The organism is Paenibacillus sp. YPG26 (assembly GCF_023704175.1).
GTDB lineage: Bacteria > Bacillota > Bacilli > Paenibacillales > Paenibacillaceae > Fontibacillus.
In genome coordinates, this window is sequence record NZ_CP084530.1 from 3,468,486 (window position 1) to 3,487,003 (window position 18,518).

19 protein-coding genes are annotated in these 18,518 nt (G+C 43.7%); all 19 read right to left on the minus strand.

The genetic code is table 11. From position 1 onward, the window contains the following. Positions 1 to 11: 11 nt before the first annotated feature. On the minus strand, positions 12 to 410 hold the full coding sequence (locus LDO05_RS16470; protein WP_251376392.1) for a flagellar protein FlaG: 399 nt from the start codon (positions 408 to 410) through the stop codon (positions 12 to 14). Positions 411 to 525: 115 nt separating this feature from the next. Further along, on the minus strand, positions 526 to 681 hold the full coding sequence (locus LDO05_RS16475) for a flagellin (RefSeq protein WP_481857000.1): 156 nt from the start codon (positions 679 to 681) through the stop codon (positions 526 to 528). Between the two features lie 70 nt (positions 682 to 751). Beyond that, positions 752 to 1,540: an FkbM family methyltransferase gene (locus tag LDO05_RS16480; protein ID WP_251376393.1), complete on the minus strand. Its 789-nt coding sequence runs from the start codon at positions 1,538 to 1,540 to the stop codon at positions 752 to 754. A gap of 14 nt (positions 1,541 to 1,554) precedes the next feature. Then, the gene (locus LDO05_RS16485; RefSeq protein WP_251376394.1) at positions 1,555 to 3,030 is read right to left on the minus strand and encodes an SGNH/GDSL hydrolase family protein; all 1,476 of its coding nucleotides are present in this window, start codon (positions 3,028 to 3,030) and stop codon (positions 1,555 to 1,557) included. A 42-nt stretch (positions 3,031 to 3,072) separates the two neighbouring features. Then, the gene (locus tag LDO05_RS16490) at positions 3,073 to 4,986 is read right to left on the minus strand and encodes a glycosyltransferase family 2 protein (RefSeq protein WP_251376395.1); all 1,914 of its coding nucleotides are present in this window, start codon (positions 4,984 to 4,986) and stop codon (positions 3,073 to 3,075) included. Positions 4,987 to 5,006: 20 nt separating this feature from the next. Continuing rightward, a complete protein-coding gene (locus LDO05_RS16495) occupies positions 5,007 to 6,890 on the minus strand; it encodes a glycosyltransferase (protein ID WP_251376396.1) in 1,884 nt (627 codons plus the stop codon). 127 nt (positions 6,891 to 7,017) lie between these two features. Further along, positions 7,018 to 7,914: a flagellin Hag gene (hag, locus tag LDO05_RS16500; protein WP_251376397.1), complete on the minus strand. Its 897-nt coding sequence runs from the start codon at positions 7,912 to 7,914 to the stop codon at positions 7,018 to 7,020. A 226-nt stretch (positions 7,915 to 8,140) separates the two neighbouring features. Then, the gene (gene hag, locus LDO05_RS16505) at positions 8,141 to 9,037 is read right to left on the minus strand and encodes a flagellin Hag (RefSeq protein ID WP_251376398.1); all 897 of its coding nucleotides are present in this window, start codon (positions 9,035 to 9,037) and stop codon (positions 8,141 to 8,143) included. 158 nt (positions 9,038 to 9,195) lie between these two features. Next, positions 9,196 to 9,432: a carbon storage regulator CsrA gene (gene csrA, locus LDO05_RS16510; protein WP_251378764.1), complete on the minus strand. Its 237-nt coding sequence runs from the start codon at positions 9,430 to 9,432 to the stop codon at positions 9,196 to 9,198. A 1-nt stretch (position 9,433) separates the two neighbouring features. After that, the gene (gene fliW, locus LDO05_RS16515) at positions 9,434 to 9,886 is read right to left on the minus strand and encodes a flagellar assembly protein FliW (protein ID WP_251376399.1); all 453 of its coding nucleotides are present in this window, start codon (positions 9,884 to 9,886) and stop codon (positions 9,434 to 9,436) included. A 91-nt stretch (positions 9,887 to 9,977) separates the two neighbouring features. Continuing rightward, positions 9,978 to 10,538 carry a DUF6470 family protein gene (locus LDO05_RS16520; RefSeq protein ID WP_251376400.1) on the minus strand — a complete coding sequence of 187 codons (561 nt, stop codon included), beginning with the start codon at positions 10,536 to 10,538 and terminating at the stop codon, positions 9,978 to 9,980. Positions 10,539 to 10,555: 17 nt separating this feature from the next. Beyond that, positions 10,556 to 11,479: a flagellar hook-associated protein FlgL gene (flgL, locus tag LDO05_RS16525; protein ID WP_251376401.1), complete on the minus strand. Its 924-nt coding sequence runs from the start codon at positions 11,477 to 11,479 to the stop codon at positions 10,556 to 10,558. Positions 11,480 to 11,505: 26 nt separating this feature from the next. Continuing rightward, positions 11,506 to 13,065 (minus strand): flagellar hook-associated protein FlgK, encoded by a 1,560-nt coding sequence (gene flgK, locus LDO05_RS16530; protein WP_251376402.1) that lies wholly within the window; start codon positions 13,063 to 13,065, stop codon positions 11,506 to 11,508. 26 nt (positions 13,066 to 13,091) lie between these two features. After that, on the minus strand, positions 13,092 to 13,592 hold the full coding sequence (locus LDO05_RS16535; RefSeq protein WP_251376403.1) for a flagellar protein FlgN: 501 nt from the start codon (positions 13,590 to 13,592) through the stop codon (positions 13,092 to 13,094). Between the two features lie 109 nt (positions 13,593 to 13,701). Beyond that, positions 13,702 to 13,980: a flagellar biosynthesis anti-sigma factor FlgM gene (flgM, locus tag LDO05_RS16540; protein WP_251376404.1), complete on the minus strand. Its 279-nt coding sequence runs from the start codon at positions 13,978 to 13,980 to the stop codon at positions 13,702 to 13,704. Between the two features lie 175 nt (positions 13,981 to 14,155). After that, complete coding sequence (locus LDO05_RS16545) at positions 14,156 to 14,569, minus strand: TIGR03826 family flagellar region protein (protein ID WP_251376405.1); 414 nt, start codon at positions 14,567 to 14,569, stop codon at positions 14,156 to 14,158. A 299-nt stretch (positions 14,570 to 14,868) separates the two neighbouring features. After that, complete coding sequence (locus LDO05_RS16550) at positions 14,869 to 15,291, minus strand: hypothetical protein (protein ID WP_251376406.1); 423 nt, start codon at positions 15,289 to 15,291, stop codon at positions 14,869 to 14,871. Between the two features lie 364 nt (positions 15,292 to 15,655). Continuing rightward, a complete protein-coding gene (locus LDO05_RS16555; RefSeq protein ID WP_251376407.1) occupies positions 15,656 to 16,210 on the minus strand; it encodes a ComF family protein in 555 nt (184 codons plus the stop codon). Between the two features lie 468 nt (positions 16,211 to 16,678). Next, entirely contained in the window at positions 16,679 to 18,328 is a 1,650-nt protein-coding gene (locus tag LDO05_RS16560; protein WP_251376408.1) for a helicase-related protein, read from the minus strand. Positions 18,329 to 18,518 lie beyond the last annotated feature (190 nt).

The window sequence follows — 18,518 nt, forward strand, 5'->3', positions numbered from 1 at the left end:
CCTCAACCTCCTTATACTTTCTGGTCTATTAGGATACCTGCAATTTCCATCATTTTTGCAACTAGATCCAAAGTCTTCTCAGGAGGAATCTCCCTGATCAGTTCACCGGTATCCTTGTTCAATACTTTTACCATCACTTGATGAGTTTTCTCATGCACACTCATCTCCAGAGTAGTAGAAGGGCCTTCCAATGCTTTAACCGCTCTATCTATGGCGCGGATGAGTTGCTCATCTCCTACAGAAATAGGTACGCCTTGTTTCTCGAGTTTACTTAAATCGCTTCCGTTCTTTACAGCTTGTACCAGTTGATGACTCTGATTAGTGGGAGCATTATCGCTTGGTTGACTGACATTGCTAGTAGTTGTATTGCCGCCCACCGTATTTGTCGAAAAAGAGAACTGTAGGTTCATGTGACAACCTCCGATGGCATGTTTATTATTTTTATCGGTTACTATTCCCAGGATGTGAAGAGAAAGTTAGAAAAATAGCCCTAATCTCTTGGTTTTATTGAGACTAGGACTTCTTTTAGGGTAAATAAGTAACGCGAAATTGGAGAATTTTTTGCTTTTGCTGATTAGCTTGAGCGGCCTGCAGTAGGATACCTAATTTCATCGGATTCATCATTTCTTTGGCCATATCGGTGTCCCGGAGACGCGACTTAGAAGGACTTGTACTGTTCAAATTGATTTCTATAAAAAATAATGAAATAGAAAATTAGTTATTTGCATGCTTCTCCACTTAGTTTGGAACTTCAAGTGTTCTTCATCAAAACATAAGGATATCCCTCTTTGGCTATTAACTCCTCCACTTTTACACCTATTAAACTTCCCTCTTCTGAAAGTAGATAAAATTTTTTATTTAGTAAATCTAGTTCAAGAAGTAACTCTCTAAAGTCATTCCAATCACCCTGCATCATACTCTTATTTAATTCAAATACCAAATTATTAATTTTGTTACTTTTAATTAGGCACTCCATTCCCTTAAAGGCATGATACTCTCCACCCTCAATATCAATCTTTAGATAATCAATTCTTTCGACATTTGAAAACATTCTATCTAAAACAACCGTAGGAATTTTTATCTCTTCGATGTTATCCTTATAATGTTTTTTATACTCTTCACTATGGGAGTGAATAGAACTGTTCCCCATGTACCTTCTAGATAAAAAGAAAGATATGTCTTTTTCCTCAGAATAAACAGCAAGATTGAAGTGTTCCGTCCTATCGTGCAAATAATTAATAGATAAATTATCAACTAGGAAGTCATATATAAACTTATTTGCTTCAAAAGAATATACCTTCCCCTGGCTTCCAACCAGATACCCCAATAATACAGAGAAATATCCTATATTAGCACCTACATCAATAACAAGATCACCATGTTTAACATTTTGAACAAAATATTTTGTTAGAGGAGACTCTAATACTCCACTTATGATTAAATCCGGCGCTAAACTTAGATCGTTTGACGGTATAACTAACTTGCCTCCCCATGCAGGGGAAATGAGCATTTTTTGATCACCAATGTATGTGCCTTTCATACTGTACCCCCTAATTACATGAAATACTGCTCTTTTAGATAGCTTTTTAACATCGAAGTTAATTTCTTAGAACCTTGGCTATTTAAATGAGATACATCATAAAAATCCTGATCGATAAATTCTTCAGATGAGAAAAAGTCTAATATATCAATATCGTCCTCATTTCTGATATCGCTTATGAGCTCTTCAAATTCTGTTTTAATCCTCTTAGAGAAGTGTTCCTGGTAATACTTGCTAGTCGGACACACTAATAAAATCGGCTTTATATTGTGCCTTTTTAAGAGGCGAATCATTTCTGTTAATATTCTCTTATTTAACAAGACGGTATCAGGATAATTTTTATTGCTATCTATAAGTGCAATCTCCTTACCCTGTTTAATGTCTTCATCACTCATTACTCTGCTAACATAATTAGTCCACCAAGATTCTCCCTGTGTTCTGAGAATGTCATAGAGATTCTCAGCGAAATGGTCATTCATTATCTGAGAAAATCTGTTTTCAAAAGAATTGTAGTAAGGAGTCTTCTTTTCGTCCCCCTTACCAAAGATAGGAGAATATACTTCCAATCTATTTTTAAGTTTACTCTTAGACAAGTCATATTCAAAGCTATAATAACTTAATCCTATAAATACAAAGTCAACTTTTGTTTCATTTACTATCAACTTTATCCACTGATAATCATAATATAAATCTTGACTAGAAACTGCTAAGTTAACTATGTTATAAGGTAGCATTTCCTCCTTATCAACACCAACTTCAGCGTATGATAGCCCCGTAACAAAGCCGTTCAATTCACTTGGCTTATAGGAGTTAAAGTATTGATTAGCACGATACACTTCAAAGTCATAGCAATTATCAATAAACTCCTTAAGATCAATCGAACATTCTATCTTGTTAAAAAAACTTAAACTGTCAGTTTTAATGAGGTACGAGCCTGTAAATTGTTCAATATCAGAAGAATGAAGTACAGGAACATTGTCAATAAATCCTCCTTGGTGTTCTTCTTCATCAGAGATGTATGCCACAATACGGCCCCTATTGGAATTAATGAGGTTTTTGCTCTTTATAGAGATATAATTCAGGCCACTAATAAGAACACTTTTCAACCCGGTTTGGGCCTCTATATATTTGTCAAAGTCATTTCTAAAACTTACAAATAGCGGGACTAGTCGATCTACAAAATATGATTTAATTCTAGTAGCGTGGAGAGCCTCCGAATCATTATATGCCAGAATTATGCTTTCGAAAGTCTCTCCAATCTCCCCAAACAAATCGTTTAGCTTAGTAGAGTGAGTATCTGGTGAGAAACCAACGGATATTTCATTTAGCTTTACTAGCCCGCTAACTAATGTATTGACGTTAGAAATCATATTAGAAGAATACATATCCATAGTATTCAATTTGATTTCCCGTTGGAGGTGCAGCATAAGTAATAACATATCTAAAATTAACTGCTCTAAATCAAATAAACCTTTATTTCTTTCAAGCACTGCAATTACTCTCTCCCCACAATAAGTATATAAATATCTCCCCTAATCTTTCCAAAGAACAAGATTTGGAGTCTTGTCTAAAATTGACTCATAATGATTTGCTCTAAATTCCGTTTTGTCCACATCTAAAAGTTGATAACGTCTATACTTCTCTAAACGATCCTCTTCTCTGCTCCAACCTAAATGTTTAAGTTTAAGAGAAGAGAGCAGGTTTGGCCCAACTTCTAAAATATTCTTAGGAAACCGGCCACAATGCTGCTTTTCATCCAACCACTCATATTCTGTCTTCGGAGAGTATCGGGCAATGAATGGACGGTGAGTTTTATGAGCAAACCAATATTCGTCTTCACGATAATGCTCTTCATCCCACATATCAAACAGAGGGAAGCACATAGTACTGTATTGCTCGATTTCCGCTAACTCATGTATTTCAAACTGGAATTTATCTTCAAATATTTCATCAGCATCCACGTTAATGATCCAATCTGGTGCCTCTTCAATAGTTTCCTTCCATTGCTGCTCTCTAAGCTCTACTTCGTTGCTAAATTTGGAGGTTTTGTTACTGACTATTTTGTGAGGAATCCCTATTAATATATCCTTACATACTTTGGCGCTGTGGTCACTACTTCCATCGTCAATAATTACTGCGTTATCAATATACCCCAAATGACTCTCCAAAACACGCTTTAAAAACCTCGTTGATTCATTCTTCACCACCATGGACAGCGTTAGCTTAGGAGGCTTTCTATGATGTGGAAAGATTACATTATTGTTCAACACGGAAACAATACTAAATGAAAGAATAGAGTAAGCATTATCATTCTCTAAAACTTCACATGTGCAGCTATAATGATTCTCTTCCCTCTCACCCTGCTGCAGAATATAATTATGCAGCGTAAAGGTAACCTGGTGAGTCTTAGTCTGCTGATCATTGGACACATAAGACAAATTCTCGACATAAGCTTTTACCTTAACACGGTTGATCGAATTCTGCTCCTGTTGCTCCTTTAGTTGTCCTACCAATAAATCTCTGATTTCATCTGAAAACAATGGCTTCCAGTCTACAGAATAGCCTAATTTGTAATGAAAAGTGCCTAGAGCTGTAATTGCCTCTTCGACAAATTTTTCCACTTTCTGTTCTTCTGATTTATTATAAGAACTTTTGAATTTAGCAACACCAGCCAAATCACTGTCCCTGTAAATATGATAGGCCGGCAGGTGAGTATCTACATGTAGCTCGATGCCCAAGGCAGCAGCCCGTATGCAGAAATGCCGGTCTTCTCCCCAAAAAGAGACGTTTTTAATTTCTTTAAAATTCGCTCCCTTTTCTAGGGCAGTTCTATTTATTAATGTACATGCTCCAAGTCCTCCAACCTCATACACTCCAGGAACTCTTAGCTTCTGAACAAACCTTTCTTGACGGTATAGAGCTTCCTCTGGAGTTAATTGTTCATTACGGTGTTTGTAATACATGGTGTAGTGATCCTCAAGCCAGACCTGAGGAAGCTCTGGAAAGTCAGGTTGCCATTTGGTCCAGAACACTTCTGATATGATTTCTTTCTCTGCTTTCTTCAGCTGTTCTAACGTAAATGGATGCAGTACAATATCAGAGTCGATAAAGAATAAATAATCGTAATTGAACTCCAAGGCGATCTGTATAATCATATTTTTCAAATCAGCAACCTTCCATACCAGTTGCTCATTCCAAGAATGAGTGATTTCATTCCGATTATAGGTATCGAAGCTAGTATGCTTGTGAAGCATAACATTAGAGCAACTATTAGCAAATTGATTTAACAACTGACTGGACTGTACATTGTCATTGTCATCAATCAATAGGAAGCTGAGCTCTATCGTTTTTTGCTCTAGCTCTTTAAGAGACTGCAGAAACTCCTTAAGAATCTCAGGTTTTTGGCGAACAGGACTTCCAACAAGGACGCGTTTTTTATGATTCATTTTGATCTCCTCAATTCCAGTTATCTTTTCTTTAGAATCCAGTTGGCTAGTGGAAAGAGCCTTATTACTTCTTGCTTAATTTCGTTTGCACTCTCAAAGTCATTCATCTTTTGTAGTAAATCGTAGCTCCGTTCATAAGAACTATACTGAGAGGTTAAATTCAAAAGCTTGCTGTAGAACAACTGAGCGTCCTCAAGATATCCATTTCGATAACAAAGGTCTCCCAGAAGACGGAGAGTGTCGATGTTATTAGACTGTTCCTCAAAGATCTTGACTAACAGGTCTATAGCTATTTCGTCAAACCCATATTCGCTCAGCAACTTACAGAGCCTGAATTTGGTTTTAGTTTTTTGCTTCATTAATAATTCCGAAAAACTTTGAAATAGGTCAAATTCCCTTAACACAATAAGTTGACGTGCAGTTTCTAATAAAATATCTTCTAGTTGTGTTGAAATATGAGTTGGCTTCGTAATTTCTCCTAGAATAATCTGATTTATTATTTCCGCTTCCTTGTTGCTCAGATTTAGTAGTGATTTATTGGCCATGAATAAATCCGGATCTTTCAAAATAATAGATAGCAATAAAATATCCTGTCCACTTTCCTCAAATTTTTGATCTATTAGTGACCATAAATACCTTGAAAGTTCGTATTCCTTGGCATATAGCTTAGAGCTTGCTTCAATATGACTCTGGGCATTTATTTTATACTTGACCATATAGTGATTCAATAACGGGTGACGTAGACTGTAGAGTATATTAAACATAAACTGAAGATCTTCAATACTGCCCAAATGATACAATTGATCTACATTCTGCTGGACCTCTTCATTTGAGATATTAGCTTTAAGCGTGATCTCTAGGAACTTTTTAAAACCCGGCACAAAATTTCTTTTCAACTTTAAAACATTAACGATTTCATTATAGCTATCCGCTAAACGACCCTCTTGTTCATAGATATCGGACAACTGATAGTGAGCCATATACCCCCCGCTACCCTCAGTTACAGTGGAGCCTAGATCTCCCATCTGAATACATTCATAAAAACAATCAATAGCATCCTTATGATAGCCGGCTTCTGTGTATAACCTTCCCTGTATATATCTCATCTCAGTCTCTAGGGGGAAAACTTTAACCGCATCCTTTAGTATCTGGAGTCCTTCTTCAGGACGGTTCAGTTCTCCAAGACAATAAGCAAGTTTGGTAAGCAGTTCAGGCATGAAGATTCGACCATGACTTAGTGGATAAGCCCTTTTAAAGTACTCAATGGCCTTTTCATGCTTCTCAATTCCCAGATAAGTTTTGCCCATATTAAACAAGTTATAGGCTGTAGGATTCTCTTCAACTTCCTTAAGCATCAATGGAAGGTTTCTATTAAGCTTATCCTTCTCAATCATGGTTTCATCATTGTAACCAGAGTGATGAATCAGGGCCTGTCCCTGTCCTCCCTTGAAATTTAAAGAAGTCTCAGTTATATTTAAATGCTCATGTAATCTATTCTCATAGTACAGTCGACCATCATTTCTAAATAAACGTGCTGCTAGGTGAGAAAATGTCCGCCCTAGAGATACTTCATTCCTAATTTGAAGCAAATAATAGTCCAAATTTGTTTGCAAATCTGCTTGAAGGTCAGCCCTTACATCCAGGTACTCATCTGCATCCAGTATCAAAATATAGTCGGAACTTGCATACTTTATTGACTCATTTCGAGCCGCAGAGAAATCGTGCACCCATTCAAAATCATAGATTTGCTCGGTATATTGTCTTGCTATTTTCAATGTAGAATCACTGGAACCCGTATCTACAATAATGATTTCATTTACTTTATCTCTGACACTGTCCAAGCAGCGGGCAAGTACTTTTTCTTCATTCTTAACAATCATGCATAATGATATTGTTTTATTCATGACAGCTATCCTTTCTCTGTAAAGGCTCTTTGTATCTAATACATATATCGGAGTAAGATCAGCCATTTATTAGAAAATAACAATAACAAAAAAAGGAACCCCTTGGGGTTCCTTTTTACAACAATAATTAACGTAGCAGTTGCAATACGCCTTGCGGCTGCTGATTGGCTTGTGCCAGCATTGCTTGAGCTGCTTGAGCAAGAATGTTGTTCTTCGTTTGGCTCATCATTTCCTTCGCCATGTCTACATCACGAATACGGGATTCGGCTGCAGTCAGGTTCTCGGAAGAAGTATTGAGGTTATTAATTGTGTGCTCTAAACGGTTTTGGTAAGCACCCAGTTTAGCACGCTCTGTAGATACTGTCTCAATCGCTGTGTTAATTGTTGTGATTGCTGCATTAGCAGAAGCTTGAGTCGAAATACTGATACCACCAGTCACGGCAGCAGCAGTTGTGCCTGTAGCCGAAGCGTTACCGGCACCAGATGCACTTACACCCAATGTAGAGGAATCCATCGCTTTGATTTCTAAAGTGATGCTCTGTCCTGCGTTAGCACCAATGTGGAACGTAAGATTTGCAGAACTAGTTACGCCAGAACCTGATGCAGCTGAACCATCCAACAACTTCTTGGTGTTGAATTCAGTTGTATTCGAAATGCGAGTGATTTCTTTAGCGAGTTCATCCACTTCAGATTGAAGAGCGCCGCGGTCCTTATCTGTGTTCGTATCATTCGAGGATTGAACAGCTAGTTCACGCATACGTTGAAGGATGCTGTGAGTTTCGTTCAGTGCGCCTTCAGCTGTTTGGATCAAGGAGATACCATCTTGAGCATTCTTAGAAGCCATATCCAAACCGCGGATTTGTCCGCGCATTTTCTCGGAGATTGCAAGGCCAGCTGCGTCATCACCAGCACGGTTGATACGAAGACCGGAAGACAATTTCTCGATGGATTTATTAGTGTTACCTGTATTTACCGCCAGTTGACGGTGTGTGTTCAATGCTGCAATATTGTGATTGATAATCATGATTTATTTCCTCCCTGAAATATGTTATCCCACATCCATGTGGTTAGTTTATTTTAAGCTGCTTTTCAGGTCGGCCGCCCTTTAAAATAGCTCTTATTATATTTATCGACTAAGAAGTCATATTATTAATAGCTATATTAAAATTTTCCACAAGCTTTTCTAAATAATTTGGTAAAATTAAATCTAAAAAAGGACCCACCAGGGTCCTTTTTTAGAGAAGTAAATATTAACGAAGCAATTGCAGAACGCCTTGTGGCTGTTGGTTTGCTTGAGCCAACATTGCCTGAGCTGCTTGGGCCAAAATATTGTTCTTCGTCTGACTCATCATTTCTTTTGCCATGTCTACATCGCGAATACGAGATTCAGCTGCAGTCAGGTTCTCAGAAGAAGTGTTGAGGTTGTTAATTGTGTGTTCCAAACGGTTTTGGTATGCACCCAATTTAGCACGCTCTGTAGATACTGTTTCAATCGCAGTATTAATTGTTGTAATAGCGGCATTTGCAGAAGATTGTGTAGAGATACCAATACCTTCAACTGCTACTGCTCCACCAGCGACTGTAGCAGTTGCGTTCGCTGTTGACGCCCCAGCCACACCAAGTGTTTTAGCATCCATTGCACCAACAGAAAGAGTAATACTTTGATCCTTGTTAGCCCCGATATGGAATGTCAGGTTGGCTGCACCAGATACACCTGAGCTCACACTTGCAGAACCATCCAGCAATTTCTTAGTGTTGAACTCAGTCGTATTGGAGATACGAGTAATTTCTTTAGCCAATTCATCCACTTCGGATTGAAGAGCACCGCGGTCTTTATCTGTGTTCGTATCGTTCGCAGATTGAACAGCGAGTTCACGCATACGTTGAAGGATGCTGTGAGTTTCGTTAAGTGCACCCTCAGCTGTTTGGATCAAAGAGATACCATCTTGTGCGTTCTTGGAAGCCATGTCCAAACCGCGGATTTGTCCGCGCATTTTCTCGGAGATTGCCAGGCCCGCTGCGTCATCACCAGCACGGTTGATGCGAAGACCGGAAGACAATTTCTCGATGGACTTGTTAGTGTTACCTGTATTTACCGCCAACTGACGGTGTGTGTTCAATGCTGCAATATTGTGATTGATAATCATGATTTATTTCCTCCCTGAAATATGTTATCCCACGTCCATGTGGTATTTTTTCGGCTATTTCTTCAGGTCGGCCGCCCCTCAAAATAGCTTCTGTACTATATATCGACAATAAATCAAATGATTTAATAGCATTTGACCGTAATCCCTAAAAATTTTGGTTATTTCTGAGAATCATGTATCAGATTCTTCAATGCGCTTAGATCTTGTTCAATATTCCCCGCGGATTCCCTATTCGCTTCCTTAATCGACAAGTACACTTCCTTACGGAATATATCCACCTGCTTAGGGGCAGAGATTCCTATCCTTACAGTATCACCTTCTACACCGAGCACCGTAATCTCAATGTTATCCTGGATTACAATCGACTCACCCTTTTTGCGGGAAAGGACTAGCATATTACTCACCTTCCTTTTCAGGACTGGATTGGTTGATTCCTACTTGGCGTAAAGGGTGTCTTGTCTGATAATTGGTTTGGTGCAGCACAATCTGCTTACCAGTGTATTTCTCCGGATTAAGCACAATAGGAGCTAACAGGTTAATAGTAGACAGTTCAACCTGTTTATTTACCGTTAGGACGCACCACACTTCCACATTGGATTCAATATCCAGCTCTTCTTTCTCATTCTCAGCCAGCTCAAACTCATAATTCGGATAGAACAGAAAAGGATTAACTACAACGAATGCCAGTTCTTTGTCCTCTGTAGACTGCATATAAAAGAACGGATTGTCTCCCTGATCCACCAAAGCAAAGGACTTGCTATCCTCAAAACCTGGAATTCCTTTCTCGAAGCGGTAGACTTCATTTTCATTTATTTCAAGTTCGCCCCATGTAGCTGTTTGAATAATCACCTTAATTCCTCCTTAAAACTCATTTACCCTGATCATTTATAAAAAAAAGGTTATAGACGTAAAACCAACTCATCCATAACCTTAACTTATTTTATACAGCTCTATCAATTTCTGGAGGTATATACTGCACGGAAGGGTACTGCTGCATATAAATGTCCAGCTTCCCACGCATATACTCAATCTCCGGCTTATGGACCTCAACCTGGATGTCCACTCCACCTTTGTGATACTCAATTGAAGGCGGCGTTGTCTCAATCCGCACATCCACGTTATCCATAGAGGCAGGGCCCCGAAATTCAGGAAAAGACCTTGGCTTCCAATCCTGTCCATACACATTAGCTATTGTATTACCCGGCTTAAAAAACTCAGCCATTCGGTTCCCCTGCTCTACTCGGTTGGCTATTCCCTGCAAGTAAAGCTGCTGGATACCCGAATAAATACGTTGATTCATCTCCAAGTAGTTACCGCCGTCGTAGGCTGCCCGAGCTTTAGATTGGTCTATAGAAAGCTCAGGTTGATACTGGCGTATCTCCCATTCTCCCTTGCGTGTCTGAATGTTAAGATCGGCCTTCGGCTGGCTGATGGAGTAACTGCCTGGATCCGCGTCAATACTAATTAATCCGGGGGTCTGACGTATCTGCAGGATCTGCATAAATCAAACCTCCAATTCTATCTCAAAAAGTCCACTAGTGTTGGTTGAATAATCTTCGAGCCAGCAGACAGGGAAGCATTATAAATGTTCTCCTGAATTTTAGATTTCATGATTAATTCAGCATAATCCGCATCTTCAGTCTTCGCTTGAAGATCCGTTAGGTTGGTATTCAAATCACTTAATCTCTCCTGCATTAACTCAATCCGATTAGTCTTAGCACCGAGTTCAGCCCGAGCGGTAAGAACCGTCTCCATGCGGCTGTCAATCCTCTCAAGCTCAGCAGATATACCAGGGACATTTCCGGAGGCTAGAGCTGCAGACAAGTTGTTCATGATGTTGAAAATATTACTTGAATCCGTTCCTGTACCAAATACAGCTGTGCCTGTCATATTAATTGGCAGCTGCACACTATCACCAACACTAAAGTTAATCAGGCCCGTATCGGTAGTTAATGTGCCTAGACCGGATGTGTCCGAGGTGCCGTCAGCATTTTTAGGAAAATCATACGGCTTGCGATTAAAAGCTTCACCATTGAATATATATTTTCCGTTCAGCTTACTATTAGCGATATCAATCAGTTGCTCTTTTAACTGATTAACTTCTTTATTGATGCTGTCTAGAGCGGACTGCGGATTCGTACCCGTAGAAGCTTGAACCGTCAATTCACGAAGCTTATGAATAACATCTCCCGTCTGGTCAAGCACCGTGTCATTGAAATCCAGCCAAGACAGAGCACTATCTACATTCTTGGTGTACTGCTCATTCGAAGCAATCTCACCTCTGTAGCGAAGAGAGTAGGTTATACCCACTGGATCGTCTGAAGGCTTGTTCAGCTTGCGGCCTGTGGCCAGCTGATTCTGGGTGTTATTCATGGCTTGGGCGTTGCGATTCAAGTTGAGCATCAGCTGGGAACTCATCATATTTGAAGTGATTCTTAACATTAGCGGTAACCTCCTTTACTTAAGTATTATCTGCCTACTGTTCCTGTAGAGTTGATTAATTTATCCAGCAACTGGTCGAATGTTGTCATGAACCTCGCCGCTGCACTATATGCATGTTGAAATTTGATAAGATTCGACATTTCTTCGTCCAGTGATACACCGCTAACAGATTGGCGCTGACTTTCAACCTGTTGGACCAGAATGTCCGAATTCTGTACTTGACGCTGAGCTTCTTGTGACTGCACACCGAGCTGACCTACTGCAGAGTTGTAGAAGCCATCGATTGTAGCTGTCCGTGAACCGTCTACTGCAACAAAACCAGTCTGCTTCAGGTTAGACATCAATAGAGCAAGCCCATTGCTGCCCTTAACAACCGATTCACTTGCACCTGTGCCCTCTGTACGCATAGAAGTGGCAATCAAATTTTCGTTATCTGCGATTTTGGCATTTAGACTGATGTTAGCTGCTGTAATATCCCCGCCGCCTTTAGCTTCAAAGAAAGGCAGGCCGCCATTAGTGGTACCATCCATTGTATAGCCCAGCTGGTGCAGACCATTTAGACCTTTGACCGTGACTACGGTATCTTGGGTTACATTACGCCCGGTTACCCCATCGACGGTTACGCCTTCTGGAAGCACTGTTCCCTTGGGCAGGGTGATCTTGATGTCTCCATTGGCCAGAGTGTTCGCCAGGTTATCCAGCTGCTTCTGATAGTCCTTGACATAGTTCTCGCGTGAAGCGATCATGCCAAATACTTCTCCACCATTCAAGTTGCCGGAAGCATAAGCGGCCTCAAGGAACGCGCCTCTGTCATCTGGACCTGTTCCATCGACATCCACCTGGACCTGACTGCCTTCAACCAGATTCTGCCCGCCCATAGAGATGGTGTAGCCTTGATCTGTCTCCTGAACAGTAATGTTAATAATCTGAGACAGCTTATCCGTCAGCAGATCCCGCTGATCCCGAAGGTCATTAGCCTGATCGCCGAGCCCCTCTATGCGTTCAATGGACTGGTTGAGATCTGCAATCGAGGTCAGATAGTTCTGAACCTCGCTTGCTTTTACCCCGACGTTAGTCGTCAAATCCTGACTTAACTTGGTGAGCTGTCCGCTCATATAATTCATGGCATCGGTTAATGCCGCTGCATTCTCTTTGACAACTTTACGGGCTGAAGCGCTTTCCGGATCTTTACTAAGGTTAGACCAGGAGTTCCAGAAGTTATTAAGCACCTTGCTAATTCCGGTCTCGGAAGGCTCATTAAATATCCCTTCAAGCTTGTCCAGCGTATCTGCCTTGATATTCCAGCTTCCGCTTGCATTGTTCTCGCTGCGATACTGAGTATCGAGGAAGCCTTGCCTGATTCGCTCAATCGCTTGATACTCAACCCCGGCACCCAGCTGTCCTGGAGTATTGGAACGGTTAAGTCCGTAAGCTTCTATAGATAGGGAAGGCTTCATCTTCACCGTCTGGCGGGAGTATCCTTCTGTATTTGCGTTTGAAATGTTATGGCCTGTTGTATTTAACGCCGCTGTCTGGGTGAACAGACTTCGTTTGGCGGTTTCTATTGAATGAAATGTGGATGTCATGACCTTACTTCCTCCTCAAATGAGCCTTAGGCGCGTGTATCAAAAAGACCGGGGCGGCCGCGGCCGCCGCTCTTGTCAGCCGGATGCTGGTATGTCGCTGCCTGTTCAGGCTCACCGACCAGCAGATCAAGTGAGTAATCGAGAAAAGTAAGCGACTGCTCAATCAGCTTCTGATTCAAATCGTTCAGTTCCTTGAGTCTATACAGCGTATTAGAGAGCTTCTTCTGCATATCAAGCAACGCCTTCTTCTCTTCCGGGTCAAATACCAGCCTGGAGAGTTCTGTAATCGTTAGATTCAGCTGCGACTTGACGCCTCTCTCCTGCAGAAAGGCATAACATGCAGTTATGCGGGCATCTTCAAGCTTCTCAATCTGCTTGACGATCCGGGACTCCTGATTCAGAATCCCGATCAGCTCATCCACCTGGTTCTCCATGATGGCGTTCCGCTTCTTCTCAGCCCATTCCAGCATAGTTAAATGTGCATCTTCAAGCTGTCCCAGCGAGTCAATTAATGCCTGTAATGCCATGTTGCCCTCCTATACGTATGAACTAAAGTAATGAACACATGATTGTTGGTATTCACCTATGAACCATTAAGGACATTCACCCTTTAGTTCACTCCGTCTAGTTATAATTCTAAGATTTGAAATAGGGTGCCAGCTTCTCAGCAAGCTTATCGGCATCTACTTTATAAGTTCCAGCTGCCACCTGTGCCTTCAATTCCTGAATGCGCTGCGCCCGCTGCGGATCGGAAGCCTTCTCAGTTGCCTGAGCTTGCAAAAGCTCCTGTGCTGCGGTTGAAATAGATACTTCATCTTTGCGCTTAGTCTTGTTGTCAGTCAGCTGCCGCTGATTATCTAGTTGGCGTTGATACGAATTTATCGACCCAATTCGTCCGGTCTCGTTAATTTTCATAACCTACACCTCTCTTCTCAAAAATAAAAATACCGATAATCTCTACTAAGTTTATCGGCATCAAATGAAACATTTTTAATAGTTCCAGGGAATGAAGTTTGTCTGGTTCCTCGCTGTTAACAAGGTCACAGACAACATCATTATATTAGTTCCAAATGTACAAATAACTCGTTCTCTAGTCCTTACGAAGCCGATCCACTGCCCTGTAAGCGGAACTAGACGTGGACTGTCCTGATTCTCTAGCCACCGCTTCGTCCTTGGCCGCAGCCGTGAGATCCCGGGTCAATCGTGACCGGCAGCCATCACACATATTGCCATCCCGGATCAGAATCCCACACACTTCACAGGGGTACATCATATTCGGGTTATTCTCAACCGAGATCCTGCCCTCTTTGATAAACTTGGTAATCTGCTTGATAGACACCTCAGTTGCTTCAGAAAGCTGATGAATAGTTGACCCCTTATTCTCACGGAGAAATTTGAAACACCGTTCATATTCTTCTTCAATCGCCTTAATACAGGCTGAGCAAATATTCTTGAAGTTCTTGGCGTACAGCTTCCCGCAGCGAGGACAATTGTCTAAATTCATGGAAATTACCTCTTTCATTTCATTCTACTGTAAAATACCGTGCCTAACAAATTCCAAATAGTTCTACATCCTTATTTAATCTACAGATTACATTAAAGTTACAACTTACGTCTATGCCTATTCGCAAAAAGATAATAAAAAGGCCCTACCAGCATTTCCAGTAGGGTAAGCTGCTTCCCAAGTAAACCATTGGCTACTTCTTCAGCAAAAGTGTCGGATATAAAATATATCGGCAGAACGCCTCGATAATTAATGATATTAACATCAATTTTAAGCTAGATTTCAAAAATATGTGACATCTACAGTTCAATTTGTGTGTGTTCTTCTAATCTTTCAATGCGGCGAAGGATCTGATTAAGGTCTGTCTCCATTCCGGCAACATACCTGCGCTGAGAATGGAGCTCGTCACGGGTATGGTCGTATTGGTCTGTAAGGCGGTCTAACTTCTGATCCATGCGGGTCGTTGTTTTATCCATTTGTTCCATATTGTGCTCGATGCCGGTCATTCTCTTATCCATTTGTTCCATCTTGTGCTCCATGCCAGTCATTCTCTTATCCATTTGTTCCATCTTGTGCTCCATGCCGGTCATTCTCTGGTCGATCTGATCAATCTTGAGTTCCATGTTATCCAGCTTGGACAGTTTATTATTATTCTCAGCAACCATCTGAATCAGTTGTGTAAGCATTTCATGCTGTTGTTGAACTACTATTTCCATATCCATTTTCATCCAACTCCTTGTCCTAATAATTAGAATTGCTCCGTCCATGTATAGTTGACCCTCATTATAGCAGAGTGAAAATAACACGTACACTCGAAAGATCACAATCGCGGATGGTTAATTATTTCAAACATCTTTTTCACTCAGCAGCACTCATCTCACTACCAGAGTAGGGCTCTCCAGGAAATTGAACATAACCGTTAGACCAGGCACCGCTGTCAAAATATTAGTTTCCGAACTCGTGCCAGTCCTCGATTTCCTAACAATGACATCTAGGCTAGCTGGATAGTCTGCGGCTTCATGAAACTAGCTTTGAGACATGCACTGGGACATGCTGAGAGACATGCTGAGGGAAAAGCGTCTTGGCTCATGATCTCGCCCAGGTCAGGCAGTATATCTCCGCTGGTATTCCTGCCTCCCGGCAGGTATCCAGAATTGCTTCGGAACAGTACCCCACCGTACTTCCCGTTGTATAAATATCGTCCACCAGCAGGAGCCGCAGCCGAGCTCCCTTTCTTGATGAATCCCTGTTACTTCTCTTATGTAATACGGATAACAAGACTTCTTCGGTCTGCGGCAGCGTGCGAAACACGCCCTGCATACTATGTAGTCTCTGTCCTCTGCCTTTGAGACTCATTTTCTCGGTATTACGTGTACGCTCGAGCATGGCGATGAGCGGGGCCTTGGCGGCTGCGGCCGCACCGGAGGCGAGCAGCTCCGCCTGATTGAAGCCGCGTTCAGCCAGCCTCTGGCTGCTTAGCGGCACACATGTTACGGCGTCGATCCGCCAAGGTCTGCTGCTGCTGGAAGTAGCAGCTAACTCTGACGCCAGCAGCTTGTAAGCTTGGCCCATCATGCGGGCCAGCATAGGGGCAAGTGTCTCTTGGCCGCGGTACTTGTACGCGGCAAGCCATTCACGCATTCGCGGGTCATAAGCAACCGCGCTGCGATTCAGCAGGAAAGGACGTGCCTTCGCTCCCGGACGGGTACAGTCTGGACAGCCAATATGCCGTCCACAACTGGGGCAACGCGGGTGCCAAATCCAAGGAATCGCCGCGGCGCACTCGTGGCAGATCTCGGGGTACTCTCTTGCTCCTCTCTGCATAAGTTTTCCGCATGTCAGGCAGTTCGTCCCCGATGGAGCGAGAAGTCCGTTCAAGGGCGCAAACAGCTGGGCCCAGTTCATAACCATCACTCCTGAATGGGGTATTTGTATTTGGGTGTTGGGTGCTTGTGTTGGGTGCTTGTGTTGGGTGCTTGTGTTGGGTGCTTGTATTGGGTGCCTGGTGCCTGGTGCTTGTGCTTGGTGCTCAGTGCCGGCCAGTGGTGGTGTCGGAGTAAGTGTTCCGTAATCGTGGTGTTCAAGTGCTCGTACAGCTAGAATCCATAATTATCGTTCATTTGTTCTAGCATTTAAGTATCCATTCTTCATGGCTATTTTGTTCATATGCTTAATTTGGCGAATTGCTCCCCGCTGGGAGGCTGTCCACTGCGGCGAGGCGAAGATGACCTTGCCATTCGGATCCTCCTTGGAACGTCCTGCCCTACCCGCCATCTGCACAAGGGAAGCTTCATCGAAGAGCCCACTGTCCGCGTCCAGAATAAACACATCACTGCGCGGAACAGTAACCCCTCGCTCCAAGATCGTGGTTGTAATTAGTACGCGAATCTGGCCTGAGCGAAAGGCAAGCACTTTGTCGGCCCGCAGTTCATCCTTGGAGGAGGTGCCATCTACCGGAATTCTGCCTCCCAGCGATATGCGGATCAAGTGAACCAGTGGTTCGATATGCCGGATCCGTGAGACAAACAGGAAGATCTGGGCGCCTCTGGCGACAGATTGGTTCAAGGTTTTCATAAGGTTTGTAGGTAATCGTCTGCCGCCTAGGCAGCTCTCCACTGTATCTACCGTAAGGTGCATCGGCACAGGCAGCGGATGTCCATGAAAACGCGCAGGAACCTTGGCATGAGGCATACGCTTTGAAGCGGCATCCCGCTGGATCGGCTTCGGTGGGGTTGCCGACAGAAGAATGAACCGTCCCTCCGGCTTGCAGCATTTCTCAGCGGCGTAGGCCAGCATTGGGTCATTATGATACGGGAACGCATCCAGTTCATCGATAATGACGAGATCAAACGCGCCGTGAAAGCGAAGCAATTGGTGTGTTGTTGCCAGCACCAGCCGGCTCTCTTCCCACCTATGGGAACTTCCTCCGTAGAGTATAGCCACTGGCTCATCCGGAAAAGCCTTGGCGATCCGCGGCGCCAATTCCAGCACCACATCCCGCCTTGGCGTAGCTACCAAGGCGCGTCCGCCCTGATCCAGCACATGGCGCAGCAGTGGAAAGATCATCTCGGTCTTGCCTGCGCCGGTGACCGCCCAGAGCAGGAACCGCGGCGGCCCGCAGACCTGCCGCCGCCCTGCTGAGCGGTCGCCCCCGGCAGGCCGCTCAGCCAAGAACCGCAGCGCGGCGTATGCCGCCTCGCGCTGCGCAGAGCTGAGCCCCCACCGGTCAAGCGCAGCACCGGTGGGGGCTTCCCGGCCGGCCGCGCGGTGAACCGCGGCCGTCTCCGGCGCGCCGCGCAGCAGCAGCGCGCAAGCCCGGCTGCGCCCGAGGGCGAGGCAGGCCGCGCAGTAGGCGCAGGCCGGGCTGCCGCACGAGGCGCAGGGTGCCGCGGTGAGCGCGGCGCTTCCGCAGCGGCGGCAGCGCGGGGGCTGCCCGCGGCGCAGCAGGCTGCGGCGGACGGCCGGAGCCACGCCGGATGTGAGCTGCACTTCGCCGCGCAGATGTGCCAGCTGCGCAGCTCCCCGCCAGCCGTCCGCAAGCTGTGGCAGACGGCTCTCCAGCAGCTGCTTCAGCTCAGGCACAAGCAGCGAGCGCCCTTGAAGAGCCCAGGCGAGCAGTCTCGCAGCTTCGAGAGCATGACCGAAGTCCTTCCAGTAAGGCTCCTCCCCGAAGCAAAGGTCCCTCCCGGCAGGACTGTATCCTCGCTCCTTCGCCCACAACCAGACAGGCTGAGAGTCCTTCTCTTTCAGTACATACATTGCACGATCCTTATCCCTACCTCTGTCTATTCCCCAGCTTCTAACCCGATCTCTATCCCAATCGCCGTCCCTACCTCTATTTATCCCTCGGCCTCTATCCCGATCTCCATCCCTACCTCTATCTATCCCTCGACCTCTATCCCATTCTCCATCACCACCTCTTTCTATCCCTCGACCTCTATCCCAATCG

Bases quoted from the DNA above. Each gene is read 5' to 3' on its own strand.
- LDO05_RS16470 (WP_251376392.1), bottom strand. From the start codon at position 410: ATGAACCTACAGTTCTCTTTTTCGACAAATACGGTGGGCGGCAATACA.
- LDO05_RS16480 (WP_251376393.1), bottom strand. From the start codon at position 1,540: ATGAAAGGCACATACATTGGTGATCAAAAAATGCTCATTTCCCCTGCA.
- LDO05_RS16490 (WP_251376395.1), bottom strand. From the start codon at position 4,986: ATGAATCATAAAAAACGCGTCCTTGTTGGAAGTCCTGTTCGCCAAAAA.
- LDO05_RS16495 (WP_251376396.1), bottom strand. From the start codon at position 6,890: ATGAATAAAACAATATCATTATGCATGATTGTTAAGAATGAAGAAAAA.
- hag (WP_251376397.1), bottom strand. From the start codon at position 7,914: ATGATTATCAATCACAATATTGCAGCATTGAACACACACCGTCAACTG.
- hag (WP_251376398.1), bottom strand. From the start codon at position 9,037: ATGATTATCAATCACAATATTGCAGCATTGAACACACACCGTCAGTTG.
- csrA (WP_251378764.1), bottom strand. From the start codon at position 9,432: ATGCTAGTCCTTTCCCGCAAAAAGGGTGAGTCGATTGTAATCCAGGAT.
- LDO05_RS16520 (WP_251376400.1), bottom strand. From the start codon at position 10,538: ATGCAGATCCTGCAGATACGTCAGACCCCCGGATTAATTAGTATTGAC.
- flgL (WP_251376401.1), bottom strand. From the start codon at position 11,479: ATGTTAAGAATCACTTCAAATATGATGAGTTCCCAGCTGATGCTCAAC.
- flgK (WP_251376402.1), bottom strand. From the start codon at position 13,065: ATGACATCCACATTTCATTCAATAGAAACCGCCAAACGAAGTCTGTTC.
- LDO05_RS16535 (WP_251376403.1), bottom strand. From the start codon at position 13,592: ATGGCATTACAGGCATTAATTGACTCGCTGGGACAGCTTGAAGATGCA.
- flgM (WP_251376404.1), bottom strand. From the start codon at position 13,980: ATGAAAATTAACGAGACCGGACGAATTGGGTCGATAAATTCGTATCAA.
- LDO05_RS16545 (WP_251376405.1), bottom strand. From the start codon at position 14,569: ATGAATTTAGACAATTGTCCTCGCTGCGGGAAGCTGTACGCCAAGAAC.
- LDO05_RS16550 (WP_251376406.1), bottom strand. From the start codon at position 15,291: ATGGATATGGAAATAGTAGTTCAACAACAGCATGAAATGCTTACACAA.
- LDO05_RS16555 (WP_251376407.1), bottom strand. From the start codon at position 16,210: ATGCGTGAATGGCTTGCCGCGTACAAGTACCGCGGCCAAGAGACACTT.
- LDO05_RS16560 (WP_251376408.1), bottom strand. From the start codon at position 18,328: ATGTATGTACTGAAAGAGAAGGACTCTCAGCCTGTCTGGTTGTGGGCG.